Raw genomic sequence first — 25,924 nt, forward strand, 5'->3', positions numbered from 1 at the left:
GCACAATAGAGGAGATTTGATCCGGATTGAGTCAGACACGGCGAGCTGACACTGTATTGACTTCTCCCCCGGTTGAAACGCGGGGGATTCTAAGAGGATACTACAGGACGGGCTAAAGCCGCGTCCCGACCTTTTATCTTCTTAGAGTTCCAGAGGAGAACTCTGGATGGCGCAGTCAAAAACACCCTACTGACGCAAGGCTCAATCAAGACCTAGCTGTATCTCTACTTTGCGGAGGATATTGGCAGCACCATTAGCATCGGCGTTGACAAAATCTCCATTTTTTGTGCGGTACATTCCTCGTTTTACTCGCTTCCCACTCGGCATCCACCCTTCCGGGCCTGAGCCGAATACAGGTAGAGGATCGTTGTCGATAAAACTCGCTTTAGAGGTATAGCTTTCTTCAGTTTCTACGAACTGAATTCCATATTGTTCGCACAGTTGCTCAATCCTATTTTTAAGACGAGCAGTAGGAATTTGAACAAACTCCTGGTTCGTCTTTTTCCCTAACTCAATCCCATCTTTATTGCGTCGATTCCAACCGAAAACAACTGTTCCAATTCGATGTTGGAGACAATGGTTGACAACAACACGAGCGGCTTTGTTAACCGCATCTCTTGCTTGCCTATTGCGCTTTTCTGTGAGAGAGGCTAATTCTTCATCCCAAAATCCTTGAGCTTTCCCCAACTTAATGGTTGCCACCCGTTTGTTGTAGAGCTGATTAAGACTCTTTAGTTTACGTCCATCAACAATAAAGCTGGTCTCTACGTTAGAAACGCAGGTCATCCAGTTGTCGAGTCCGGGGTCGATTCCTAGCACCCGTGAGGAGTCTACATCTGCTGTTACAGAAGGCAGGAGGTAGACAAACTCAGCATAGAAGCAACCGTTGCGGGGAAGGATTCTCAGCTCTTTAATGTCTTTGAAGGCAAGATTAGATGGCTTATGAATAAAGAAATCCGCTATCTTGAACCATGTCTTGACTAGCGTTCCTAGCGGTATTCTAATTTGACCATCTTTAATCTTCAAAGCTTGTTTAGGATAACTGACAACAGAAAGACCGCCTTTCTTTAAATACTTAGGTAGTCTAGGATTGTCCGCTATCTTTCCTTTTCTGAACGCCTTCATCAACCCATCAAACGACTTGAAAGATTCGCTAACCGTTCTTAGCGCTTGTTGAGCTGCCTGAGAATAGAGGGCTTGGAAATGTTTGTTATTTTTATACTCCTTTTCTAAGTCATATTTACCGATAGTCCGCCGACACTTAAACCAGACTTGACGAGCATAATAAATACCACAGTTCATTAAGTTATTCGCTTCGGTGCAAATAAACTCTAGAACTGCAGTTAGCTCTTGATCTGGATTTAATAGTAATTGCTGACAACCGTACAATAACATCACCTCCAATTTTATGGTTATATTATATTACTTAAGGGGATTATTGCGGGATAAATCCCGCTGTCTTTACGACTTGCTCGGTTTCATCCCCCGACTGAAGTACGGGGGAGCCTGCACCATCGCTCATGCTGTAATAAGAGTCAGATTACCAGCTATCGACACCCTATTATCGGTTTAAATGTCCAATTCTCAAGTTTTTGAACAATCCATCCCCATTAAAGCCAGCGCCACCACCGTTGAGCGCTGCATCACGGATCTGACGCTGATGCACCGTTGGCTCAATCCAGCCCTGCGCTGCTATCCGGTGGGTGAGTGGAGTACAGATATTGGTAGTCGCAGTCGCTTTGTGATTCAAATTCCTTTAGTACAGCCTACCCTCTACAGTATCGTTGTGGAACGCGAACCCGGTTTAGTCGTTTGGCAATTCCAAGGATTTTTCCGAGGGCGCGATCGCTGGGAATGTCAACCCACGATTCTAGGTACGAGGCTGCTGAATCGTTTTGAGTTTGAAATTCCCAATCCTCTCGTCAGTTGGGGCTTTAATACCTTTGCCACAACCTGGACACAGCAGGATATGAAAGCCCAGCTACGGCGTCTGAAACGAGTCGCTGAGGAGATTTATCAAGGAATGACTTAATAGTTTTAGCGAGTATATTAGATTCAGCGTTAACTAAACCGCGATTTGCCGCTTAATGCATCTTACCCGCTATGACGACGATTCTTCTCACCCTTGGTGTTATCGTACTAACTCTGATTTTATTTATCAGCGAATGGTTGCCCGTTGATATTACCGCACTCAGCATCATGGTGCTGCTGATTGTGCTGGGATTAGTCACCCCTGAGGAAGGAATATCCGGGTTTAGTAGTTCAGCTACAATCACCGTGATGGCAATGTTTATCCTCAGTGCGGGAATTGCCCGCACTGGCGCTATTCAATTCATCAGTGAACTCCTCTTGAAGTGGGGAGGTAAAACGTCCTCCCAGCAGATTTTAGCGTTGGGGGCAATTGCCGGTCCGATTAGTAGTGTAATCAATAATACGGCTGTCCTGGCTGTCTTTCTGCCGATTGTGGAAGATTTGTGTCGCCAAAAGCGGATTTCTCCCTCCAAACTGCTTATTCCCCTGTCTTACGCTACGATTTTAGGGGGAATGATTACTGTAATTGGCACTTCGACCAACATTTTGGCGAGTGGTTTGTCGGATAAATTGGGGTACGGCACATTCAGTTTATTTGAATTCACCAAACTAGGATTGCTCACCTTCACGATTGGCTTGACCTATCTGGTTTTAATTGCTCCCCGATTACTACCCAATCGCAAAATCTCCAGTAGTGATACTCAAGAGTATGGACTTCAGGACTATGTGAGTGAAATTGTGATTCCCCCAGGTTCCAGCTTGGTCGGAAAAACCCTACGTTCGACTCAAATTCAGCGCAAATTTGATATGGACGTGCTGGAGATCATCCGTAACGACAGCCGTTTCGCCCAACCTCTTGCAGACAAAGTGTTGCAGGCTGGGGATATTTTAATTGTGCGGGGAAGGCGAGAATGTTTGCTGAATATTAAAGATGAACGGGGAATCGATATTTTTCCAGATGTAGAATTTAGTAAACAATCAATTGAAGAAAATCTGACATCCGGGGAAGATACGATTGCCGAAGTCTTAATTTTGTCGAACTCTGATTTGCTCGGATCGACCCTCAAAGAATTTCGCTTTCGGCAACGCTATAACTTGACTGTATTAGCCATTCGTCGTGGACAAGAATTCGTCCGGGAACGTTTGGGTAGAGTTCCGTTACGGTTTGGTGATTTGCTTTTGGTACAAGGACCTAAGCAAAGCTTTGTCGGATTACAAACCAGTCGAGATTTGTTGGTCTTTGAGCAACGAGACATGGAAACGTTTCGGCGAGAAAAAGCCGGAATTGCTGTGGCAATTGGTGTGGGAGTTGTACTGGTTGCTGCGTTTAACCTATTGCCGATTTTGGTCAGTGCCTTAGCAGGAGTCGTTTTAATGGTACTCACGGGCTGTCTGAAGCCAGGGGAACTGTATGGTGCGGTGCGCTGGGATATTATCTTTCTCTTAGCCGGATTAATTCCTTTGGGAATTGCCATGGAAAATTCGGGAACGACTAAATGGTTAGCTGACAATCTTGTCGCCCTTGGTAGTAGTTTCTCTCCCTATTGGATACTGACGTTTTTCTTTCTGATTACAGCGTTGTTGACCGAAATTTTATCTAATAACGCTTCGGTGGTTTTACTCTTACCCGTTGCGGTGCAAGTGGCTCAGACTTTGGAACTCAATCCTTTTGCCTTTATGTTTGCTGTCACCTTTGCGGCGTCGAATAGCTTTATGACACCGATTGGTTATCAAACCAATACCATGGTCTACAGTGCAGGAGGTTATAGGTTCCTCGACTTTTTCCGCGTGGGCGCTCCCCTGAGTCTTTTGATGACTATTGTTATTCCTCCTTTGATTATTCTGCTTTATGGTTTATGAGTCATTTGTCATTGGTAGGGGAGTCAACCCGAATTTGGTATTACGAAATTCACCCTGACCAAGTACGATAAGTCTTTGACCCATCAACAATCAACGAAAACATGACAAAAGTACGGATCGGACTGCTATTTGGGGGGCGCTCAGGAGAACACGAGGTTTCGATTTGTTCAGCACAAGCGATCGCGAAAGCATTAAGTACGCCGCCGAATACGGATAAGTACGAGGTTTTACCCGTTTATATTCAAAAAGATGGTATCTGGCAACCCCCAGACATCGCCGAGCAGGTTTTGGCTTCGGGAACGCCTCTAGAAGCCAATGGAGACGGAAACCTCTGGCAATTTCCGCCTCAGGTAGCTGAGGTGGATGTTTGGTTTCCTATCTTGCACGGACCCAATGGCGAAGATGGCACGATTCAAGGCTTGTTAACGTTAATGCAGGTTCCCTGTGTGGGTTCGGGTGTATTAGGTTCGGCAATGGCGATGGATAAGATTGCCATGAAACAGGTATTTGATCAAGTGGGACTCGCCCAGGTGAAGTATAAGGGATTGAGTCGCGCTCAGGTATGGTCAAATCCCTGCGTTTTCCCGAAACTGTGTGATCAGATTGAGGAAACGTTGGGGTATCCCTGTTTTGTTAAACCTGCTAATTTAGGATCATCGGTGGGTATTGCCAAAGTGCGATCGCGAAGTGAATTGGAAGCAGCTTTAGATAGTGCAGCCAGTTATGATCGCCGAATTATTGTGGAAGCGGGAGTCGTGGCGCGGGAAGTGGAATGTGCGGTTTTAGGCAATGATAATCCTAAAGCATCTGTGGTGGGTGAAATTAGTTATACCAGCGATTTCTACGACTATGAAACTAAATATACAGAAGGTCGTGCCACGTTATCCATTCCTGCACCCTTACCTGATGTCGTAAGTCGTCAGATTCAGGAGATGGCACTCCAAGCATTTGCGGCGGTAGATGCAGCGGGTTTGTCACGGGTGGATTTCTTTTATGTGGAGGCGACTGGAGAAGTTTTAATTAATGAAATTAATACTTTACCGGGTTTCACCGCCACCAGTATGTATCCTCAACTTTGGGAAGCCACTGGTGTGCCGTTTCCTCAATTAGTTGATCAGTTGATTCAATTCGCCCAAGAACGGCACGGTTCCTAAATCTGTGGACATTAAAGTGAACGGTTGAGAACTCGCTTCCCTTGAGAAGCAAGCTACGTCATTTGTCATTTGTCATTTGTCATTTGTCATTTGTCATTTGGAAACTGTAGGGGTTTGGTTACCAAACCCCTACTACCGTGGCTTGTGATTTTAGGTTTTTTAGCGGTTGGATAAATAGACATATCGCTGCTGGTAGATTATTTCAAGTCGGGATAATGCCTCTGGTGTATAGCGTTGGGCTTCAATACAGATTGATTGCCACAGGCGATCAAGGGCGTCGAGGTTGGGACAATAGCGTATGAGTGTGCGACAAGCAGCAATCCACTGTTCAATTTGGCGATAACTGACGAAGTAACCGCCGATTCCTTTGATATGCACCCAAAGGACGTTATGCCATTTTTCCCAGTTGAGGATGCGCTCTTGGGGGATTCTCAGGTGTTTGGCGATTTGTCGAAGGGTGATGACGAAGGTGTTGGGGTTGATGCGATGGCGTATAGGTTGCATGGTAGATTATTGTGAACGGCTTGGCGGTTGAAACCGTAGCTATACAAACCAAACCTGACGGGAGCAGGTTTAAACTTCAATAAGCGCAGCGATAGCGGTGGTTTGGGAAATTTTTGGGTTGTTGAGGCTTGACTATTGTCAGCTCCAACGACCATTATGACAATATAGTAAACGAGTTACTCCTGTGTCAATACCCTACTCCAAATTTTCTGACCCTTCCTCGTATCTGAATCCAGCTAGTTGAGCAACCAATTCTAGATGTTTAGAAGTAGACAGAGGCGGATCATATAGACCAATTTCCCAATTACTGACAGTTTTCTGTTGCACACCAAGCCTTTGGGCAAACTCTACCTGGGTTAAACCCATGTGGCGGCGCAGTGCTTTGATGAGTTGAGCGTTCCACAGTACAGTGTCACCCAGGCGCTGAACTTTAAGTTTTGCCGTAGGTTGGCGAAATGTCACCCGTTGCTGCTCAAAATCAACATCCTCAACCCGATATCCGGCTTCCATCCAAGCTGAAGCTTGCAGTGCGCCTTTGCTGCGATTGCTCCACCATGCCCGTTTTTTGCGTGCTGAGTCGGGTAAGGTGTCATTCATGAGTTCCTCAATTTCTGCAAAGGTGAGAATGACTTCCTCTTGATTGCTCTGTTGCAGAAATTCTAGGAGTGGCTGGTACTTGCTATCTGGCTTCATGCTGCAAAACCTCTACGCCAATCAACGTCTGTGGGTTGAGATGCTGGTGGGACTTCTTTGTTGGTGCAGTGGGAAAGGGGCATGAAGCTGTTCTAGGGGACAGGTAATCATCTCTAGGATGCCAGAAAATTGGGGCGTGCGATCGCTCTCTCCTGCCAAATTGCCATTAGTAATCGAATCCAGCCTGATCAGTGACTAACAGAAGAGGTGAATGTAGGGGCGCAAGGCTTGCGCCCTCACCCCCTGCATCTATCCTGATGAGAAACGCTATAATCGCTGTCGCAGTTGTTCTTCAAAGCTCCGTTTCAACCTAAATTGAGCGTTAGCCATGCCTTCAATTAGGGTATTGAGTTCTGCTTGCGGTGGCTTCTTCGTTTGCACCCAAGTTTCAATCATATCGGGCAAAGTCAGATGGGAAACTTGCCGGAAACCGAGACAGCAGTATTGGCGGCTCAAAAGGCTCGATATCACTACAACTTGGGAATGGCTCCTCTAGTTAATTTGCGAAGCTTCTTAGAGGCTCAAGGATTAATGATATTTACCATTCCCTTTGGCAACGAGCAAAATGCTATTTCTGGGCTATTTTTGTCTCATTCTAAACTGGGAAATATTATTGCCATTAACCAAGCCCCGGCTGATACTCGTCTCTCTTTTAGCTTGGCTCATGGATTAGCTCATTGTCTCTATCAACATGACCAACCCGCTATTCTTTGTCACCATGGAGTTACTAATCCGTTGGAATGTTTTGCTGAACGATTTGCGGCTTATTTCCTGATTCCTTCAGCAGCATTGCAGGAACGTTTACATAGTTTGGGCGTCAAACGGGTGAGGCATCCGGCGGAAGTTGTGCATCTAGCCCACTACTTTGGCGTTAGCTACGAAGAAATGTTAATTCGATTGGATTTGGAACATCAACTCGCAGGTTCTCAGGAAGACTTTAAGCTGATTCAGCCCGCACGTTTATCTCAAAACTTGGGTTATAGTTCTTCCTTTGAGGAGAGCGGAGGGCGCTTTCTTCCCTTGGAAAAACGTTTACCTAGAATTTTCCTAGAACTTGCCTATCGAGCTGTTCTAGCGGACAAGTTATCCCTGCGGCGGGTAGCGGAAATGTTGGGTATTAGCGATATTGAATTAGAGGAGCGTCTGTTTACGAGTGAGCAAACACTTGAAGAAATTGCCAGCTAATCAACGGGTGTGTATGGAGTGCGATCGCGCTGTTGTGCCAAAGTGAAGGCACGGCGGTGCGTTCTTAATCGGGCTAAAGGTAATTGCTCCTAAAATTCTATATCAATAAACTCGTCATTATACCTAATCGGTAAGTCGTCTGAATCGACTCAAAGCTTATCACCGCAGACAGGGCAATCATATAACCATTTATCAGAATTTAAATCCGATTTTTTGTGAAAACTGTCTTTGAATTTAAGAAGACGATGATGCCGATTTCCCTGACAGTGAGATACCACCCAAAAATCACCGCATTGTTTACAAGAACAGTATAGTATGGTTTTCAATCTAGGATTACACGCTAAAGAATCATCAATAAGTTCCGTTTCGCTGTATTTTTTGGCTATCCAGCTAGTCCGAACTTCAACTTCGTATTTAAGTTGATGACTACAAGCAATGCAGACTGTTTTTAGGGAACCATGATATTGCAGTAAAAGCCGAATGAGCTTTTTAAGCTGTCTTTCTGTATCTTGTTTGGGTCTTAATGAAATCGCGCCATACTTATGACCACTATAACCAGAGCCATCAGAAAAATGCTCGTTTTTAGTAATTAACGGATAACTATTATAGTTGTTTGCATCTTTACCTGATATATTTACTAGAGAATTTATTTCTATATTAAAATGTTTCTGAAGGATCTGATTAAAAGGAACTTCTCCCCAATAATCTATTGATTCATCTGTATGTAAAATAAAACTAGCATCTGAATTTAGATAATTAAGATATTTGTCTCTTGCCACTCCAAGTACATCTTCAACAAAAGTATTATGACCTTGTTGTTGATAGTTTTTATATTTAGCATCAAAGCAATATTGTTTGAGTTCATTTCCTATGGATATCTCAATTCTGATATCTGGCTTTTTCCCTTTGAACCAATTATTATACCAAAAGGAAACCGTGATTTCATTAGCTTTATCAATATGTCCTTGCAATTGAAATATACTATTATCAGGAAGTTTAAGACCTTCAGAAGTTGAATTTAACTTTTCAAAAACAAAATCCTTATCACGAGGAGGCTTCATATTAACGTATAAAATAAATGCACTATATAATCTGACAAAACACCAAAGTTCATAAATTTCCCAAGTGGTACGAACTCGACCTTCATAAATACACTTAAATAAATATAAAACCCTCTCAATTGGCTGAAGCTGAGAAACATTTCCTTTACAGTTATAAAATTTGGTGAAGATAGAACCGTAAGTAGGTGATCCTCTTAATCGCCAAGATGCTGGAGGTGGTTCATTGGGAGTATTAACTGTTTTTATAAACTCGGAATTTCGCGCTTTAGTTGCCCAAACAGAACAATCTCGAAGCTGTAAAATTCTCTTTTGAATACATCTCCTCAGTTTTTCCCTCTCCCCATTACGGCGTCGTGCTAGTCTTGTTGACTGTTGTTTAAATTGACTAAATTCATTCTCTTCTTTTCTCTGTCGTGGATGTACCTGAAAAATTAATGATTCATCAATATTTTCTAAATCCAAGGAGTCAAGACTATCGGCTATACCATTGGCTAGATCTTTAAGATAAACATCTAAAACATAACAAATAAATTCATTTTCAGGACATTGAGTAGATTCAACATGAGCAAATGCCAGTATTTTTTGCTTAGCAGGTTCTACTTTAGCTCGAATAAGAGATTGTGGTGAGAGTTTAATCTTGTGTCTATTCACTAGCTCTGCTTTAGCCACAAAAGTTTTTAATGGGCGTTTTTCCAAAACATTCCAATTGTTTTTAACCACTTCAGCTAACTCTAATAAAGAAGTTGCAGTAGTTAATAAACCTTGGCTAGGATGCCATTTTAGTCCAACACCTTCTATTCCATAACCTTCACCCTGACCTCCTTCAAGATTTCTATATACACAACTGGCGGTAGCAAGTGCCAGTTGACCAATTTCTTTGATCATCTGCTCTAACTCTTTCTCAGTAACATTACTAGGAAATACTAAAAGTGTCCCTTGACAAAGAATTTTATCTGTTTGGTCGAGTAGTTTGGCTGTTATGTAACCAGCACCCGTAACCTTTTTCCTATCCTCGAATGATATGTTATCGGGTAATTCCCAATCATTATCATTACTACTTCCATTAATTTTATCGAGAGGATACCCTGGACTTCCATCCAGTACGACTCTACCCTGAGATTCTCCCTGTATCCTAACGCGCCATCGCTCATTGTATTGCTTTATATACTGGATTCCATCTTCATTTTTTTCAAGTTCCCTCCCTTTACTGTCAATAAAATAAAGTATTGGATAATTCATAGATTATGTCCAGTAGTTAATATTCTGTCTTTGTGGGTCAGTAACTTGTTCCTTAAAATTATCAATGATATTTGCTGGATCGTAGTTAGTATACTTTTGAATATCTAGCTCTTTTAACCATTCATTAAATAATTTAACTCTATCTTCGCTGACAAAGAAAAAAATCCTAGGCATCACATTAATAAACAGGAAATGGGCAAAACATTCATCGTTTGGAATATCTAATATTTTTGCCGCAGCACTAAACACTATATAATCTTCTTTAGCTCTGTATCCGAGGGGTCTACCAAGTTTGCCTTTGCAAAAGTATTTTTCATTCCAATGTACAATATTGTTCCAATCTTTTATGTCAAAATTTTGTTCATCTTCATCACCATTATCACTATTCTTTTCAATATCATTTTTAATCTTAGGAATAACTTCTGCAATTTTTTCTTTCAATAATTTAATTGAAATAGTTTTTAGTTCAGTTTCATTAGTATTAGATTGGAATTTCAATAGCGTAAGGTTGTAAATAATTTAATTTATAAGCAATTTCATTGTTTCGCTTATCTAGAGAATCCTTTAATTCTTTAATTTCATCTTCCCTTTGCTGGAGCTTAGTCAGTTTTTCTTCCAACTGTCTACGCAGTTCAGTAGCTATCTCGTCTTTGATTTGTTTAGCTAACTCTTCTGCCTTTTCTGGGGTTTCTCTTTTTACCTCTATAGCTTTTGGATCACTAGGTGTTCCGTCTTTGCGTGGAGCTCGTCGTTCACCAGGTTTATCCCAACTAAATGTCACATGATCACCTTCTTTAAGATCAGTATCTTCTACATCTACATAACAAGCAAAAGCAATAAATTTTTCAATTTTTGTTTTGTCTGTCCATGGAATATTAGGGACTAAAGGTTCTATTTCATAGCCTCCTTTATGAAGTTTTTTACTTATTTTTCCAGGAAGTCTCTTTATAAGTGTATAAATCCATCTATCGGCTTCACAAGGTTTATCTGAGCTACCTGTCATATAATTATTTGTTTTCTCAGTATGCTTCGACATATTCCCATAGATCTGTGGGTTCTCCGAATGGGTCAACCCCTCTTCTTCTGCCTCCTTCCTATCCATTATCTTATAGTTCATCAGCAATAATCAAATCAATCATCTGATTCCGATTCTGCCGATAAACCCGAAAATCGCTATCTAGGGTTAACACACAACTCCCTTTGATCAACTCACTCATCCTGACAAAACACCCATCAGTTAATGACATTGGAACATTCTGATCCTGATTCATCAACTCTCTAACTCTTCGTATTTCATCACTAAGTTGATGAGGGCGTTTTTAACGGTATCATGGTAGATATCTATGGCTGGCATAGGAAGAACTGACTGTTAACTCCCCAAAACCACCTGTAAGTCCAGTACAAATCCCGGTAAAACATCTTCCCCTGATAAACTCACAGGCGAAATTAAAACCTCAACCTCCCGATTCGGTCGATAAATTTCAACCCTTTTATTCTTCGCATCAATCAACCACCCCAAACGCAACCCATTGTCTAAATATTCCTGCATCTTTTTGCGTAAAGGTTCCATGTTGTCACTCTTAGAACGCAATTCGATCGCAAAATCCGGACACAGTGGTGGAAATGCTTCCTGTTGTTTGGGTGTCAAAGCCTCCCATCGTTCTTGACTCACCCACGATGCATCAGGAGAACGATCTGCACCATTAGGAAGCCGAAACGCTGTCGAAGAATCAAAAGCAACTCCCAAACCAGCCTGACGGTTCCATGATTGAAGCTGAAACGCGATATCAATATTTCGTTTTCCGGTAATTCCCCCAGTGGGTGGCATAATAATTAATTCTCCTATAGCCGTTCGTTCGAGTCGCACATCGCGATTAGCCGCAGCGAGTTCCTCAAACTGCTCCTGAGTAACTTTTAGGGTTTGTGGGATAATAATTGGAATCATTGTTCGTCACAAGTCAAAATTGCGATCGCCTGTTTTTCTGCCTGTGGGCGCACGTCTGTCATCCGTGTCAACTTAAGAGTTTGTATGACTACCGCTCAAAGTTTAGATCCCCCTAAATCCCCCTTAAAAAGGGGGACTTTGATTAATTTCTGGTTCCCCCCTTTTCCCCCCTTTCAAAGGGGGGCTAGGGGGGATGGGGTCTAGGGGGGATCTCTGATTAAATAAGGGTTTCAGCCTTAAGTTGATACTAATGACGTCAGTGCGCCCCTACGAGGCTAATTCTTAAATTTATGGCTGATAAATTGACTACCAATGCCACAACCAATGGCAAGCACCACGACAATAATTTGACTGGCAAGATAATGATGATGGTGAGGATGATCCTCCTGAATCTGGCTGATCGCCTCGACATCAATTCCGCGATCGCTAACCGGAATCACTAACATATCCCAATGACTATCCTCACCAATCTCCACCTCCCACTCTCCACTGACGGAGTAATCGGGTTCAAAGACAAACATCCCTTGTTCGTTTGTCCTTCCTGCAATCGGCGCATAGTCTGAACCCGCAGGAGGATGGACAATCACAGGTGCATCTTGAAACGCTTCCCCTGTGCTGAACACAGATTGAATTTCTAGGGAATTAATCTTTAAGTGATAGTTGGTTTCCACTCCATGGGCTAGTGCTTGGCTGGGAAAGCCCAAAAGACTGATAAGTACCAGTAGGACAACAAAAAACTGTTTTACTTTCATTGGATATCTGTAAAAGGTTGTGATTGATTTTGCCTTATAGAGAGGTAGTGATTGAAACAAATGTTATACCAAAGCCAATGACCATGATAACGATCGCACTCAAAATTGATAACTTTTGCAACACTTGATCCGTTTGCGGTAATCGCTCTAGCCACTGGCGAGCATAAATGGCGACGACACCCAAAATAACCAACACTGATGCTAACCCCAGACTAAACCCGCCCACCAAAAACAGCCCATAGCTGATCTGGTGTAATGCAACGGCACTCAATAACATTACCAAAGCTGAAGGACAAGGAATTAATCCCCCCGCAATCCCTAATTTAACCAGGGATGAAAGGCTAGTGGGTGAGTGGGTGTGTGAATGTGAATGGGAATGGGAATGGGAATGCAGCCGCTTTCTCAGTAGGCTCAATCCGAGGATACCAATGGTTAACCCGCTCACGAAACTCAGCACCGGATAGGATTGTTCAGGCAAAAAGTATTGAGACGCAAACAGCGCGATCGCACCCAACAGAAAAATACTCAGTGTATGAGTAAAGGTTATGGTTAATCCCAGTAAAACAGCCTGCTGTGCAGTGCCTTGAGAGCCAATAAAATAGGCGCTTACAAGGGTTTTACCATGTCCAGGGGACAGTGCATGAACCGCACCGAATCCAAACGCGATCGCGATCCCGACTAAAACCGTGCTTAACGTGGGTTCAGATGCGATCAGGTTCGGTACTGAGGATGTGTGACTCAAGTGAGCTAAAATACACGCTTGTGACATGGAAAAACGGGGTGGGTAAATTAGGCGATTATATCAAAACGATACAACAGACACCCCCCCCCCGCTTAATCGTTTCCATTGACTCGGTATGAGCTTGAAATGCCCAAAAAAAATTGGTAGTTTTGGACGCTAAGTCTTTAAAACTGACAAATAGCTCTTTAATGGTCAAAAATGGGCAGTACTGGATTCGAACCAGTGACATCCTGCTTGTAAGGCAGGCGCTCTACCGCTGAGCTAACCGCCCGGTATGTATCATACTTACTTAGATTAACACAAAATTACCAAAAATATGCCCTCTGGTCAAATACACGATCGCATTACCTTATGGAGTCTCCCCCTTATAACCGCTGTAACCCGCATCATGACTAGGAATGGGGACTTAACCCTGATCGTATCTGGAGGCTTTTTTTTTAGTGGACTCATGTTCAGTCCCGACTTAGATCTCTACTCACGCCCCTTTAAACGCTGGGGGTGGCTGCGCTGGATTTGGCTACCCTACCAAAAGGTGATGCGCCACCGCTCTATTTTTTCCCACGGCTTTATCCTAGGGACTACGATTCGTATCCTCTATCTGGGGAGTTGGATCATCGCGCTGGCGGGAGTAGGATTTGTGATTATGTACTTATTCCAGGCTGTACCTTGGACTGGGGAAGAGTTAAAACAACATATCACGCGATCGCTCCTCGATTATCAAGCCCACTGGATTGCTTTATTTATCGGCTTAGAACTCGGCGCTATCCTCCACTCCGTCAGTGATTGGACAAGTTCCACCTACAAGCGCTACCAGCGTCGAAAGCAAACGCCGCGCCGTAAATCCACCAAACGCCAGCGAACCTCAAATCGACGAACTTGACGCTTCTGGGATATAACAACCATGACCCTAGAAAACAAAATTGCTCAACTGTTTCAGATGAATGAAGCCACATGGACACGTCATGCTAATCCCTGGAGTGTCTGGACGCGCAACACTGTATTACCTTTGCTCATCCTAGCCATCTGGAGTCGAGTTTGGCTGGGCTGGTGGTCTTTGCTTTTGGTTGCAGTGGCGTTACTTTGGAATTGGGTAAACCCGCGCCTATTTGCTAAACCGGAAACGACTGATAACTGGGCGTCTAAAGCTGTATTTGGCGAACGGGTTTGGATGAATCGAGATAAAATTCCCGTCCCCGCCCGACACCATATCATGCCTAATATCCTAACTACAGTAGCGGCGATTGGTACAGGGTTTGTGGCTTGGGGCGTCATTGAACTTGCCATTTGGATTACTCTGTTTGGTGCAGCGCTGACTTATGCAGGAAAGCTGTGGTTTCTGGATCGCATGGTATGGCTTTATGAAGATATGAAAGACGCTAATCCTGAATATCAAAGCTGGCTTTATTCACCCAAATAAATTTAAGTTTGGGGAACAGAGAACAGGGAACAGAATTTATACTCAAATTGATGACGCTTGTGCTTGCTGAATGCGTTCTGCCCAAAATTCATTTTGGTCTAACGTCAGGACAATTTTCTGGTAGGGTTCATCTTGTAGTGCTAGTACCAGGTAATTGCGATCGCTAGTCACATACCAAAATTCTTTCCCCCTAGAACTGTAGTAGGTTCCCGCCTTAATCACTCCCGGTAAAGCTGTACCTGGGGCGCGAATTTCTGTCCAACTGCTAGGAGGTTCATCAGTAGTGACACTGGTAATATGGTTGAGGGGGATTTCCCACCCTTTATCTAAGGTGAACGCCCAGAGTTGCTCGTACCATTCCAGTTCGATGCGGAGTTTTTGATCAACAATAGTGAGATTCATGGTTACCTGATTAAAGAAAAAGGTGAGCGTTGCTCACCCCCTATAGGTTGTTTCGTTTGAGATTTAGTCTCCAATCCTTGATAGGAAACTCGAACTACCCATTTACCTAAGTTTATCATCAAAACGAACACCATCATTAAACGCTAATTTTAACTATCCCTCATTAGGTGCTTCACCAGAATAGCTAGATTTTAGGCGAGGGCACAAGATTACGGGTATCAAAATGGCAATTCCCCGGCGCTTGACCCTTACAGGGATAAACCAAGGAATTCATAGTAATAAAAACTTAGGGCATGAATGAGGATAGCGCTAGATTGGCACAAATCGACAATTTCGTTAAGAATAGTTACGTGGTTGTTGCATAGCCCCTGATGTCCAATTCCCCAGACACTGCCCAAACCTCCCCTCAAGCCTCGGTATTAGCTGCCCTACAACAGCTTATCGATGTGGTTGCTCAGTTGCGATCGCCAGATGGAGGCTGTCCTTGGGATCTTGCCCAAACGCCGGAGACGTTGACCCCTTATGTGATTGAAGAAGCTTATGAAGTTGTCGATGCCATTCGCAGTGGCGATCCCCAAGCGATCGCGGAAGAATTGGGCGATTTACTGCTTCAGGTTGTCTTACAAGCCCAAATCGCCGCCGAAGTCGGTCACTTTACCCTAAAAGAGGTGGCGGATGGCATTACCGAAAAACTCATCCGTCGTCATCCCCACGTCTTCGGCGATGTCAATGTGCAAGACGCCGAAGAAGTCCGTTACAATTGGCAGCAAATCAAAGCTGCTGAAAAAGGAGAAACTTCAGCCGAAGCACAACGGTTGAGTCGTAAACTCCAGGGATACGCCCGGAAACTCCCCCCCTTAATGGCAGGGATGAAAATTTCCCAAAAAGCCGCAGCAGACGGATTTGAATGGAATGATGTGGATGGGGTTTGGGCAAAATTTGAGGAAGAATTAGCCGAATTCCATCAGGCAATCGACCAAGAAGGGAAAGAGGAGCAGCTCTCAGAACTGGGGGACTTATTGTTTACACTAATTAATGTCGCCCGTTGGTATGAGCTTGACCCAGCCACAGCGCTGCAAGATACCAACCAACGGTTTATCCAGCGTTTGTCAGGTATGGAAGCGATCGCAACTCGTTCCTTGTCTGAGTATACCCTGGATGAATTAGAGCAGCTTTGGCAGCAAGCGAAAGCGGCATTAAAGCAGTCACAGATGGGGGAGATGGGAGAGTAAGGGCAGTAGAGACGTAGCATGCTACGTCTGGAAGCTGGGGAAGATGGGGTAGAAAAAATTTATCCGAGCATTATGGAAACCCGCCCCTGCACTCAAGACGCGCCATGGCACGTCTCTACACAAAAAACTCTTTCACCCCGATAATTCTTTGCCCAGATAAACGGGATACAATCAAAAAGTAACTCACGCTATAAATCTTAAGGATCTAGCACTCGCGCTTTTGACGTGGAATCGCCTGAAACTGTTTTGTTTGAATTCAACTCGATTGATGAAGCCCTAGCTGACCTCAAAGCCGGTCGCGCTTTGGTGGTGGTTGACGATGAAAACCGAGAAAACGAAGGGGACGTAATTTGCGCTGCCCAATTTGCTACACCAGATATGATTAATTTCATGGCGGTGGAAGCAAGGGGTTTGATTTGTCTGGCGCTGATGGGAGAACGTCTCGATGCCCTCGATTTGCCGTTAATGGTTACCAAAAATACCGATAGCAATCAAACGGCTTTCACGATTAGTATTGATGCAGCATCCCATCTGGGGGTGACAACGGGTATCTCGGCAGAAGACCGGGCGCGAACCATCCAAATTGCGATTAACCCCCAGACTCAACCCTTTGATTTACGTCGTCCGGGTCATATTTTCCCGATCCGCGCTAGAGAAGGAGGTGTCCTCAAGCGGGCGGGTCATACGGAAGCGGCGGTGGATTTACCGCGATTGGCAGGTTTATACCCAGCCGGGGTGATCTGTGAGATCCAAAATCCCGATGGGTCGATGGCGCGTTTGCCGCAGTTGATTCAGTATGCTAAACAGCATAATCTTAAACTGATTAGCATTGCCGATTTAATTAGTTACCGCCTAGAACATGATCGCTTCGTCTACCGGGAAACGGTGGCTAAATTGCCGACGGAGTTTGGCACGTTTAAAATTTATGGCTATCGCAATACCTTGGACAATTCAGAACATGTGGCAATTGTCAAGGGAGATCCGGAAAAGTTTCAAGACCAACCTGTGATGGTACGGATGCACTCGGAATGTCTCACGGGAGATGCTTTGGGTTCCCTGCGCTGTGATTGTCGCCAGCAACTCGAAGCCGCGTTAAAAATGATTGAGGCGGCGGGTCAAGGGGTGTTGGTGTATTTGCGCCAAGAGGGACGGGGAATTGGTTTGGTGAATAAGCTGAAAGCCTATTCACTTCAGGATATGGGACTCGATACCGTGGAAGCGAATGAACGCTTGGGATTTCCGGCGGATCTGCGTAACTATGGTATGGGAGCGCAAATGCTCAATGATATTGGCGTCAAAAAAATTCGCCTGATTACCAATAATCCGCGTAAGATTGCTGGATTAAGGGGATATGGGATTGAGGTGGTTGATCGCGTCCCCCTGCTGATTGAAGCGAATGACTATAACTCTACCTACTTGGCAACTAAGGCACAGAAACTGGGTCACCTGTTGCTACAAACCTATTTAGTTACTGTGGGAATTCATTGGCTAGATGCGCCCCAACCGGTGACGGAACGGTATGAACGACTGGAAAAACTGCGACATTTAGCCCAAAGCCATAACTTACTATTACAGGAAGAAGCCCGTCCTGTGGCGATCGCACTTTTTAGTAAACCGTCCTTAATTGTTCACCTCGGCTTTGATCAAGCTAACCTGGCAGAAGCCGACTGGTACAAGGATAGCAATCATCCCTACTCAATCGCGATCGCAAAAATTCTAGATACACTCAGTACCTGGTCGCAACTGGGACGCCTAGAATTTCTCGTCTCTACCGGGGTCGATCCCCTGAGTACTTTGCAAGTTCAGCTTGATCGGCAAATGTTCTCTCTGAATCAGTGTCCCTCCCGTGTATTTGAACATTTAACCACGCAAAAAATCTACAGTTTTGAGCGGTAAGGGTTATTTGTCCTTTGTCTTATGTCATTTGTCCTTTGTTAAAGAGTTATCAATGGATAATTAATAATTGATAATTGACAATTGATTAATTGGGTCTAAGACCTCTTCGTTTACGAAGAAATTAAAAAAGATTTTCCTTAATTTCAATCCTCTTCTTTTAAGGAAAGGTCATTATCCATTGTTCATTATCAATTGTCAATTTGTGAATTAAGTATTCCTAAATAGCATTGAGATATATTCTAGCGTTGCGTTGCGCAGGGGGTCTGGGGGGCTGGTTCCCCCAGATAAAACTGCTATCTTTGACCCTATCTGTGAAAAGAAGAAATGGTCTAAAAGCAGGACGGCTCAACACAACAGAAAAGCTTGTCACCCCGTGAGCTGTGCAGGTTTTAGGACAGGTGAAGTGATTGCCCTAAAATAGAAGCAGGTTAACCCGAAGGTAACTATAAATGGTAACATTACAACTCAAACAGTTAAGTGTTCCTCTAGGACAGCGGATTATTTTGACTGATGTAAACTGGTCAAAATTCGTGGATATTTTGCAAGAACTCGGTGAAAAACGAGCGACTAGAGTAGCTTACTATCACAATCAATTAGAAATTAGGATGCCATTACCAGAACATGAGTTTGATAAAGAAATTATTGGTGACATGGTAAAGATTTTGCTAGAAGAACTGGAGATTGACCGCGAATGTTACGGTTCAACGACGTTCAAGCGCAAGGATATGGCAGCAGGAATCGAGCCAGATAACTGTTTTTATATTCAAAATCATCGTTTAATGATTGGCAAAAGACGATTAGATTTAACGGTAGATCCCCCCCCTGATCTCGCCATTGAAGTTGATGTTACCTCCAAAACACAACTGAGTGCTTATGCCGCTTTGGGAGTACCGGAGTTATGGCAGTTTTCTCAGGGAACTTTAAAAATTAATGTCCTGCAAGCGGGTGATTATGTTGAGTCTTCTTTGAGTCCTACTTTTGAGAATTTCCCGATGATTGAGGGGGTTTCACAATTTGTCCAAATGAGTTTGACGCAAGGTTCTAGTGCGGCTTTAAGAGCTTTTCGGAAGTGGATTAGGGAGAGAATTGATCGATGATACTTTATCGGGGCGGGTTTAGTCACATCTTTTGTGCAACCAAAAAGATAATAGTGAAACCCGCCCCTACATATACGCCAGGTGGGTGTATATCTACGTTGTAGGTTGGGGATTTAAAACCGATAATTGGCTAAACTAGCCGGGTAGGATTGAGCCGAAACTTTTACAATACGACCATCAAGCTTTTGGGCAACATCACCAACTTGAATTAATGGCATTTGTCCATTCATATACATTACCCCAGTGAACGCAACCATTCCACCTCGGCGAAAGGTTGCCATGTCTAATTGTAGAGGTGTTCCTTCCATATCTATACCTAAGGTAAAGCCTGTGGAAGTATCTGCCAAATTATTCAATTCTGGGAGGGGTTTGTATTCCAATAGGTTTATTTTTCCCATTCCTTGCAATCGTTGCTTCAGTTGGCTAACCAGCAACTGTTGAATTTCGGGTTGCTGTAACTGTTGTACAGTGGTATCAAAGTTTACCCAATCCTGTTCGCTAGACAGGGGACTGGTAAACCCCAGAACAATTTGGAAGCTTTCGGGATTGACAAAGGCGAATAAATTTTCTGGGTTCAGGTTGGCTTGCTGGAATTGCTGGGTTAGGAGTCTAAACTGAGAGGCAAGTGAGGCGGCTAATTCGGGGGGGAGTTCCTGAAATCCCTCTGGCAAGTCTTCTAGTAACAGCTTGACATTGGCAGAGGTGGAGGCTTGGGAAATCCTTTGGGGAACTGTTGGGGATGCATTGGAGACTTGAGTTAGGGGTATATCAGCATTAACCGGATTGCCTGTGAATAGGATGCCACTCAACAAGCACAAGCTTAAGGGAATTGTCTTGATCATCTTACAATCAGCAAGGGGACTCCCGCTATGGTAGCAAAATGGGGAACGGAGAACAGGGAACCGGGAACCGGGAACAGAATCTGTTGATTTACGATACAATTTGTCTCTTGGTCTAATGGGTGGGTGAGTGATGCCAACTCCGATGAAGTCACCCCCTTTATCTCTTGGGTACTTTTTCCTTGGAACCTTCTGCCATCTGCCTTGTCCCTACCTAAAAGGGGGTAGTTAACCCGGATTTAGTATGATGCGATTAAAATTTTCTCAGGTATCTCTATCAAGTTTAGCGATTAAGGCGGCACTCGCCTTTTTTTGTATTACCTTAATTTTAGGCTTACATCGACACTATACTTTTTACTCTTCCTACGACCAAGGCATTTTTAATCAGGTCTTCTGGAATAACCTGCACGGACGTTTTTTTGAGAGTTCTCTATCCTCTCAACTTTCGACTAATGTGGTTCATCAGGGAGAAGTTCCTACGGTGAATTATCATCGTTTGGGACAACATTTTACCCCAGCGTTGTTACTGTGGTTACCGCTGTATGCTTTATTTCCCACACCCGCCACATTAACCGTATTGCAGGTAACCTTCGTCACGGCGGCGGGTTTAGTTCTGTATGTTCTCGCACGAGAGTATCTGGAACCAACCTTAGCTGGGATGATTACGGTTAGCTTTTACTGTGCTAATGCGGTTATTGCTCCAACTTTATCGAACTTTCATGATATTTCCCAGATTCCCTTATTTGTTTTCGGACTGCTGCTAGCCATGGAAAAACGCTGCTGGTGGCTGTTTTGGCTATTAGCCGTTTTACTTTTAGCCGTGCGCGAAGATGCGGGAATCGGATTATTTGGTGTGGGAGTGTACCTAATCCTGAGTCGGCGATATCCCCGCATTGGGTTAGGGGTTTGTAGCCTAAGTTTTGGCTATATGATTCTGTTGACGAATCTAGTTATGCCGTTATTTTCTGAGGATATTTCTCAACGGTTTATGATGGAACGATTCGGTCAATATGCTTCAGGGGATGAGGCTTCGACCTTGGAAATCATCTGGGGAATGGTGAGTAATCCGGGGCGGGTGTTGGTGGAATTGGTTACACCCTTTGGTCGCACGTTGAATTATTTATTGGGACAATGGTTACCCTTGGCATTTGTGCCAGCTATTTCACCCGCGTCTTGGATGATAGCTGGATTTCCCTTACTTAAGTTATTTTTAGGTCAGGGAGAATCAGTTCTCGCGATTAATATTCGCTATGCAATGACGGTAGTGCCCGGTATATTTTATGGGGCGATTCTTTGGTGGTCACAGCATCAAGATTTATATAAGCGATCGCTATTTCGATATTTTTGGATTTTTTGTATTAGTTTGACTCTAATTTTTTCCTATACATCCAGTGCTTCGGCATTAAATCGTGCCTTTTATTTTATCTTACCCGATTCCTTTGATCCGTGGGTACATATATCATTACCCCAACAGTGGCAACATGTGCAACAAATACGTCCTTTAGTTGCCCAAATTCCACCGGATGCGAGTGTTTCGGCGACGACTTATATTATTCCTCATCTCTCTAGTCGCCGTGAAATTATCCGCTTACCGGATTTAAGGTTACGCAATGATCAGCAGGAGGTAATTAATGTAGACTATATGATTGCTGATCTTTGGCGGTTGCAGCAATATCAGGTAGCTTTTGATCAGGAACGAGGACTCTTGGAAATGCTGGTATCTCTCATCGATACGGTAACGGCAAAGCAGGAGTATGGCATTATTGGCTTTGAGGATGGGGTAATTTTATTGCAGGAAGGGGTAGACTCTAATTCTGATGCTATGGAAAAATGGCTGGTGTTTCGGAAACAGTTGGTTAACCGTTGATCGAGATAAAAAGTCTGATGTAGGACATCGGTAATAGCGCCAACATTCATCTATGTACCCTTAAGGCTGAAACCCTGGCTCCTCACAACTTACCTCCCTTTGTTGCGCCAGATGCCGTGAAAACTAAGAACACCTACCCATGTCCAAAACAATGATCGCGTTCTATCTCTTCCCTCTAATCCAGTCACTCGTTCCTCAATTTTGGCTCAAGCAGAGATCCAATTATCTCGGTCATACGCGATCGCACTTCCTCTAACTCCTACCGATTTGCATTCCTATTCCCCCCAGTTGTCCCTTTTTAATTAAACGTCATATCCATAAAAGGGCTTTTTTGTCAAATTTGCCTCGGTCTGAGTCGATAAAATTGGGTAATTTGACACTCCCCCGCTTAAAAGACGGGGGATTCTTGAGCTAATCACTGCCCTTTCGAGTCACCTCTAATTAGGTCTTACACGATTATGTTCTACCCGAAGTCAACTAGAATATCACTTAATATCTAATCTAGAACCCCTCTTTTTTGGGTAGCTCTCCAAGCTTTTACCTGAGTTAATCAGGAAGTTTCCGTATGCCCTACGGTACTTGTTAATTATTAAGTTTTTTACAAAAAGTGCTATTCCGACTGAGAAAATCGGCATTGTACGAATTTTGGCTCGTTTGAAATCCTAGCAAGACCAATTACACCATTTATGTTTTTCAGGAGGTTTTTATATGTACAGAGTAATCACCTACAAACTCTGTTTCTCATGTTACTATTGTACCCAAAGTTGACAAGAAAAGCAACTAAAGTTGCCCTTGCTGAACGCAATCCTTAAGTTTCATCCCTCGGTTAAACACGCCCTCGAACGAAGTGAAGGGACGCGAGGTCTTTCACCATCGCTATTCTGTAAGATGCTTGTCGTGTTTCAAGTTTGCCGCAGCGATACGGGACAAAATAACGTATTTATAAGGGTTTGAAGCGTTTAAGGTTAAAAAATTGCCATAGAAATAGCACAATACAGGATTAAGTTAACATTGTACTACAACCTCAAACCCCGATCAAATCAGGATTGACCCGTGACGTTTTCTGCCTGTGTTAAATTTGATTAACTTTAAATGATTAAAACGTAAGCGTAAAGAGTAAAAGTTTTCCTTATCTCAGTCGGGTGGTGGGAAGAAGTTAGGGGATAAGGGGGAAACGTGCGATCGCGAGTCTAACTCCTATCTGCTAATATGAGAGGATATGCCAGTTTCAACGGGTCGGTATTCTAGGAGTTTATGGCATGGCAATGATTACTTCAACTCCAGTAATTCTAAACTTAGAAAAGGTTGGCTTAAGCGATGAGCAATTTTACCAACTCTGCCAAGCCAATAAAAATTGGCAACTCGAACGAACGGCTAAAGGAGAATTAATTATTATGCCTCCCGTCGGTGGAGTGAGTGGAAATCGAGAAGCTGATTTGAACGGTCAAGTTTGGTTGTGGAATCGCCAAAATCAACTGGGAAGAGTCTTTAGTTCGTCTACCATATTTCGCTTACCTAATGGCGGAGATCGTTCTCCCGATGTTGCTTGGGTTGCCAATGAACGCTGGAAATCGCTAACCCTAGAAGCACAAGAAAAATTTCCGCCAATTTGTCCTGATTTTGTTATCGAATTGCGTTCTCGCACCGATTCCCTGCCAGAATTACAAGGCAAAATGCAGGAATACCTCAATAGCGGTTTGCGTTTAGGTTGGTTGATTAATCCTCAAGCACAACAGGTCGAAATTTATCGTTCCCATCAGACTGTTGAGATTGTCCAATTACCTGCGAGTTTGTCAGGAGAAGATGTTTTACCCGGATTTGTTTTAGATTTATCGGTTTTCTGAGGTGCGAACTGATTTGATCAGATAGGACAACCATGCCATACAGCCAATTCACTACTCTGGCTAAAGCCAAAGAAGCCTTCAACCTCACGACAGTAGAGAATATCAGATTTCTGCCGGAAATTGAACCGATTCAACCCAGTTCTACCTTAGCCGCAGTTCTGGAAGAAAATCTCCCTCTAGCCGTGGCTACAGGGAGTGAAAAAGCCAGATCCGAATTAATTATTAGCCCGGTTTTAGTAGAAGTGCGGCGCATTTTGAACCGTCAAATTAGTTTATTTTCTGGCGAAGAGTTTAACGTCGATGAATCACTGGGACTCAATGGACGTTGTGACTTCCTCCTCAGTCGTTCCCCCGAACTTTTAGACATTGAAGCCCCGGCGGTTGTGATTGTGGAGGCTAAACAAGCCAACCTCAAATCAGGAATTGGTCAATGTGTTGCTGAAATGGTTGCTGCCCAAAAATTTAACATCGCTAAAGAAAAACCGCTTCAGAGTATATATGGTACTGTTAGTAATGGCAACCAATGGCAATTTCTCAAACTAGAAGCCACAACAGTCACGATTGATTTGGTAATTTATCCCCTCCCACCCGTTGAGCAAATTTTAGCCTTTTTGGTGTGGATGATACAGCAGGGGTAAAGTAAGAAGATTTGTTTTAGATTTACCTATGTTTTGAGGCGTGAACTGATTTTGTGAGATAGGACAACAATGCCGTATCAGATGAATCGGGCGCAAGACGAGACGCCCCTACAATTTCGGCTAACTTTGTGATGGGGATATTTCTTGAAAAGATTCTACTTCTGGCACGTCAGACCAAGATTCTGTTCCCTCTCGCTTGACATGAACCACTTGTAAACCTTTCTCTCGCGCCGCTACTAATTCGGCTGGAACGTCGGAAAAGAAGACGATTTTATTGGGGGGTAATCCTAAAACATCGATAATCTGTTCGTAACTAATCGCTTCTTTTTTACTCCCCGTTGTTAAATCGAAATAGTTAGAAAACAGTGGGGTTAGATCTCCCTCTACTGTATGGCTGAAGAACATTTTTTGAGTTACAATCGAACCCGATGAATATATGCCTAACTTTAACCCCGATCGCGTCCATTCTTCTAACTTTGCCTTGACATCCGGATAAAGATGTGCTTTAAATGCCTCCGTCTCGAACCCTTCTTTCCAAATTAGTCCTTGAATCGATTTCAGGGCGGGGTGTTTGCGATCGCCATCAATCCATTCGAGTAATGTCGCGATCGCGCCCTCTAAATCAATGTCTTGTCCGGTTTCACCTTTAACCGTTTGCTGCGTCAGGTTAATCGCCTCAACTACCTCCTCTAAATTATTATGGGTTAAAACAAACTGTTCCAACCGTTCTCTAGAGTAAGGAAACATCACCTTATGGACAAATTGAATATCGGAGGTTGTGCCTTCAATATCCAACAAAATATACTTGATATTGGGTAGCGTAACACTCATCCAATCCTTAACTCCAATAAACGACACTCGAACAGAAATTCCCAGGCTTCAACATGGCGTTTCGCCGCCTGAATCGTTTTTCCCCATGTATATAAACCATGACCCGCGATCGCGAATCCAAATAACTCGTCACTCCGGGCTAAATATCGATCCAAATTCTCTGCAAATTCTACCATATTTTGGGAATTGGGAAAAACGGGAAGCGTCACGGTTGTGTCGTGGGTGTAAATTCCGTCAAAGGCTTTTTTAATTTCGTAGCCAGTAAAGGTCATTTCACCAGAATGGGCAAAATCAGTCCCAGATCCAGCATATTTCATCGATAACACGGTAGACGCCGGAGAATGGGTATGCAGGACACATTCAACGGGTTGCCATTTATAAAGACTCAGGTGAATTAAGGTTTCGGCTGAGGGTTTTGCCTCTTTGGGTGCAATAGCTTGACCTCGTTCGTCGATTAGCATTAAGTGATTGGGTTTAAACTGGCTTTTATCCTGTCCAGAACGAGAAATAACAAAGGTTTTTTGTTCCTGATCCTTTACAAATGAAAAATTAGAACTGGTGGCTGGTGTCCAACCGCGATTGGCAAAATAACGAATAACATTTGTCAGTTCAATTGCCTTTGCCCGCGTCTGTTTATCTTCTAACCATCCGATTTGCACCCGACTTGAACCTCCCTGTTTTGATCATGAAAACCC

27 protein-coding genes, 1 tRNA gene and 1 pseudogene are annotated in these 25,924 nt (G+C 43.6%); 13 read left to right on the plus strand and 16 right to left on the minus strand.

Annotation, left to right across the window (positions count from 1 at the left end; translation table 11 throughout):
- Nucleotides 1-89 precede the first annotated feature (89 nt).
- Nucleotides 90-1,389: pseudogene (locus tag RID09_RS10815) on the minus strand (RNA-guided endonuclease InsQ/TnpB family protein).
- Between the two features lie 184 nt (nt 1,390-1,573).
- Between RID09_RS10815 and RID09_RS10820 the strand changes: the two are divergent.
- From RID09_RS10820 to RID09_RS10830, 3 genes are all read left to right on the plus strand, one after another.
- On the plus strand, nt 1,574-2,032 hold the full coding sequence (locus RID09_RS10820) for an SRPBCC family protein (protein ID WP_446335952.1): 459 nt from the start codon (nt 1,574-1,576) through the stop codon (nt 2,030-2,032).
- Nucleotides 2,033-2,103: 71 nt separating this feature from the next.
- Nucleotides 2,104-3,891, plus strand: coding sequence for an SLC13 family permease (locus tag RID09_RS10825; RefSeq protein WP_446335953.1), 1,788 nt, complete (start codon nt 2,104-2,106; stop codon nt 3,889-3,891).
- A gap of 101 nt (nt 3,892-3,992) precedes the next feature.
- Entirely contained in the window at nt 3,993-5,045 is a 1,053-nt protein-coding gene (locus tag RID09_RS10830; RefSeq protein WP_446335954.1) for a D-alanine--D-alanine ligase family protein, read from the plus strand.
- 159 nt (nt 5,046-5,204) lie between these two features.
- Here the strand turns inward: RID09_RS10830 and RID09_RS10835 are convergent, their stop codons facing one another.
- The 3 genes from RID09_RS10835 to RID09_RS10845 all read right to left on the minus strand — a co-directional run bounded on the left by RID09_RS10835 (nt 5,205) and on the right by RID09_RS10845 (nt 6,638).
- Nucleotides 5,205-5,549, minus strand: a complete 345-nt coding sequence (locus tag RID09_RS10835) for a hypothetical protein (protein ID WP_446335955.1) — start codon at nt 5,547-5,549, stop codon at nt 5,205-5,207.
- Between the two features lie 195 nt (nt 5,550-5,744).
- Nucleotides 5,745-6,242 (minus strand): helix-turn-helix domain-containing protein, encoded by a 498-nt coding sequence (locus tag RID09_RS10840; RefSeq protein WP_446335956.1) that lies wholly within the window; start codon nt 6,240-6,242, stop codon nt 5,745-5,747.
- Between the two features lie 267 nt (nt 6,243-6,509).
- Nucleotides 6,510-6,638 carry a hypothetical protein gene (locus RID09_RS10845; protein WP_446335957.1) on the minus strand — a complete coding sequence of 43 codons (129 nt, stop codon included), beginning with the start codon at nt 6,636-6,638 and terminating at the stop codon, nt 6,510-6,512.
- A 15-nt stretch (nt 6,639-6,653) separates the two neighbouring features.
- Between RID09_RS10845 and RID09_RS10850 the strand changes: the two genes are divergently transcribed.
- A complete protein-coding gene (locus RID09_RS10850; RefSeq protein ID WP_446335958.1) occupies nt 6,654-7,427 on the plus strand; it encodes an ImmA/IrrE family metallo-endopeptidase in 774 nt (257 codons plus the stop codon).
- Nucleotides 7,428-7,576: 149 nt separating this feature from the next.
- Here the strand turns inward: RID09_RS10850 and RID09_RS10855 are convergent, their stop codons facing one another.
- From RID09_RS10855 to RID09_RS10890, 8 genes are all read right to left on the minus strand, one after another.
- On the minus strand, nt 7,577-9,727 hold the full coding sequence (locus tag RID09_RS10855) for a nuclease domain-containing protein (protein ID WP_446335959.1): 2,151 nt from the start codon (nt 9,725-9,727) through the stop codon (nt 7,577-7,579).
- A gap of 3 nt (nt 9,728-9,730) precedes the next feature.
- A complete protein-coding gene (locus RID09_RS10860; protein WP_446335960.1) occupies nt 9,731-10,168 on the minus strand; it encodes a hypothetical protein in 438 nt (145 codons plus the stop codon).
- A gap of 40 nt (nt 10,169-10,208) precedes the next feature.
- Nucleotides 10,209-10,844, minus strand: a complete 636-nt coding sequence (locus RID09_RS10865) for a hypothetical protein (RefSeq protein WP_446335961.1) — start codon at nt 10,842-10,844, stop codon at nt 10,209-10,211.
- Nucleotides 10,834-10,974 (minus strand): hypothetical protein, encoded by a 141-nt coding sequence (locus RID09_RS10870; protein ID WP_446335962.1) that lies wholly within the window; start codon nt 10,972-10,974, stop codon nt 10,834-10,836. Before RID09_RS10870 ends, RID09_RS10865 begins: the two co-directional genes overlap by 11 nt.
- A 122-nt stretch (nt 10,975-11,096) precedes the next feature.
- A complete protein-coding gene (locus RID09_RS10875) occupies nt 11,097-11,672 on the minus strand; it encodes a Uma2 family endonuclease (protein ID WP_446335963.1) in 576 nt (191 codons plus the stop codon).
- A 275-nt stretch (nt 11,673-11,947) separates the two neighbouring features.
- Complete coding sequence (locus RID09_RS10880) at nt 11,948-12,424, minus strand: hypothetical protein (protein WP_446335964.1); 477 nt, start codon at nt 12,422-12,424, stop codon at nt 11,948-11,950.
- A gap of 34 nt (nt 12,425-12,458) precedes the next feature.
- Complete coding sequence (locus RID09_RS10885) at nt 12,459-13,193, minus strand: nickel/cobalt transporter (RefSeq protein ID WP_446335965.1); 735 nt, start codon at nt 13,191-13,193, stop codon at nt 12,459-12,461.
- Nucleotides 13,194-13,365: 172 nt separating this feature from the next.
- Nucleotides 13,366-13,437 (minus strand) — tRNA-Val (locus RID09_RS10890).
- Between the two features lie 45 nt (nt 13,438-13,482).
- On the opposite strand from RID09_RS10890, the gene RID09_RS10895 reads away from it, so the two are divergent.
- Entirely contained in the window at nt 13,483-14,046 is a 564-nt protein-coding gene (locus RID09_RS10895; RefSeq protein ID WP_446335966.1) for a metal-binding protein, read from the plus strand.
- A gap of 21 nt (nt 14,047-14,067) precedes the next feature.
- Entirely contained in the window at nt 14,068-14,583 is a 516-nt protein-coding gene (locus RID09_RS10900) for a DUF6653 family protein (protein WP_446335967.1), read from the plus strand.
- Nucleotides 14,584-14,625: 42 nt separating this feature from the next.
- On the opposite strand, the gene RID09_RS10905 is transcribed toward RID09_RS10900, so the two are convergent.
- Nucleotides 14,626-14,985, minus strand: a complete 360-nt coding sequence (locus RID09_RS10905) for a hypothetical protein (RefSeq protein ID WP_446335968.1) — start codon at nt 14,983-14,985, stop codon at nt 14,626-14,628.
- Nucleotides 14,986-15,356: 371 nt separating this feature from the next.
- Here RID09_RS10905 and mazG point away from each other — a divergent pair, with 371 nt between their 5' ends.
- From mazG to RID09_RS10925, 4 genes are all read left to right on the plus strand, one after another.
- Entirely contained in the window at nt 15,357-16,217 is an 861-nt protein-coding gene (gene mazG / locus RID09_RS10910) for a nucleoside triphosphate pyrophosphohydrolase (protein WP_446335969.1), read from the plus strand.
- An 18-nt stretch (nt 16,218-16,235) separates the two neighbouring features.
- Entirely contained in the window at nt 16,236-16,361 is a 126-nt protein-coding gene (locus RID09_RS10915; protein WP_446335970.1) for a hypothetical protein, read from the plus strand.
- 81 nt (nt 16,362-16,442) lie between these two features.
- A complete protein-coding gene (gene ribBA / locus RID09_RS10920; protein WP_446335971.1) occupies nt 16,443-18,113 on the plus strand; it encodes a bifunctional 3,4-dihydroxy-2-butanone-4-phosphate synthase/GTP cyclohydrolase II in 1,671 nt (556 codons plus the stop codon).
- Nucleotides 18,114-18,562: 449 nt separating this feature from the next.
- Nucleotides 18,563-19,210 (plus strand): Uma2 family endonuclease, encoded by a 648-nt coding sequence (locus tag RID09_RS10925; protein WP_446335972.1) that lies wholly within the window; start codon nt 18,563-18,565, stop codon nt 19,208-19,210.
- A 113-nt stretch (nt 19,211-19,323) separates the two neighbouring features.
- Here RID09_RS10925 and RID09_RS10930 read toward each other — a convergent pair whose 3' ends face one another.
- Nucleotides 19,324-20,052 (minus strand): hypothetical protein, encoded by a 729-nt coding sequence (locus tag RID09_RS10930; RefSeq protein ID WP_446335973.1) that lies wholly within the window; start codon nt 20,050-20,052, stop codon nt 19,324-19,326.
- Between the two features lie 244 nt (nt 20,053-20,296).
- Between RID09_RS10930 and RID09_RS10935 the strand changes: the two genes are divergently transcribed.
- The 3 genes from RID09_RS10935 to RID09_RS10945 all read left to right on the plus strand — a co-directional run bounded on the left by RID09_RS10935 (nt 20,297) and on the right by RID09_RS10945 (nt 24,398).
- Nucleotides 20,297-21,916, plus strand: coding sequence for a DUF2079 domain-containing protein (locus tag RID09_RS10935; RefSeq protein ID WP_446336037.1), 1,620 nt, complete (start codon nt 20,297-20,299; stop codon nt 21,914-21,916).
- Between the two features lie 1,265 nt (nt 21,917-23,181).
- Nucleotides 23,182-23,760 carry a Uma2 family endonuclease gene (locus RID09_RS10940; protein ID WP_446336038.1) on the plus strand — a complete coding sequence of 193 codons (579 nt, stop codon included), beginning with the start codon at nt 23,182-23,184 and terminating at the stop codon, nt 23,758-23,760.
- Nucleotides 23,761-23,792: 32 nt separating this feature from the next.
- Entirely contained in the window at nt 23,793-24,398 is a 606-nt protein-coding gene (locus RID09_RS10945; protein ID WP_446335974.1) for a hypothetical protein, read from the plus strand.
- A 120-nt stretch (nt 24,399-24,518) separates the two neighbouring features.
- Here RID09_RS10945 and mtnC read toward each other — a convergent pair whose 3' ends face one another.
- Together mtnC and mtnB are read right to left on the minus strand one after the other, a co-directional pair.
- Nucleotides 24,519-25,229: an acireductone synthase gene (gene mtnC / locus RID09_RS10950; protein WP_446335975.1), complete on the minus strand. Its 711-nt coding sequence runs from the start codon at nt 25,227-25,229 to the stop codon at nt 24,519-24,521.
- On the minus strand, nt 25,226-25,888 hold the full coding sequence (gene mtnB / locus RID09_RS10955) for a methylthioribulose 1-phosphate dehydratase (protein WP_446335976.1): 663 nt from the start codon (nt 25,886-25,888) through the stop codon (nt 25,226-25,228). The genes mtnC and mtnB overlap by 4 nt, the downstream gene beginning before the upstream one ends.
- Nucleotides 25,889-25,924 lie beyond the last annotated feature (36 nt).

Source organism: Coleofasciculus sp. G1-WW12-02, from assembly GCF_040219735.1.
Classification (GTDB): domain Bacteria; phylum Cyanobacteriota; class Cyanobacteriia; order Cyanobacteriales; family Coleofasciculaceae; genus Coleofasciculus.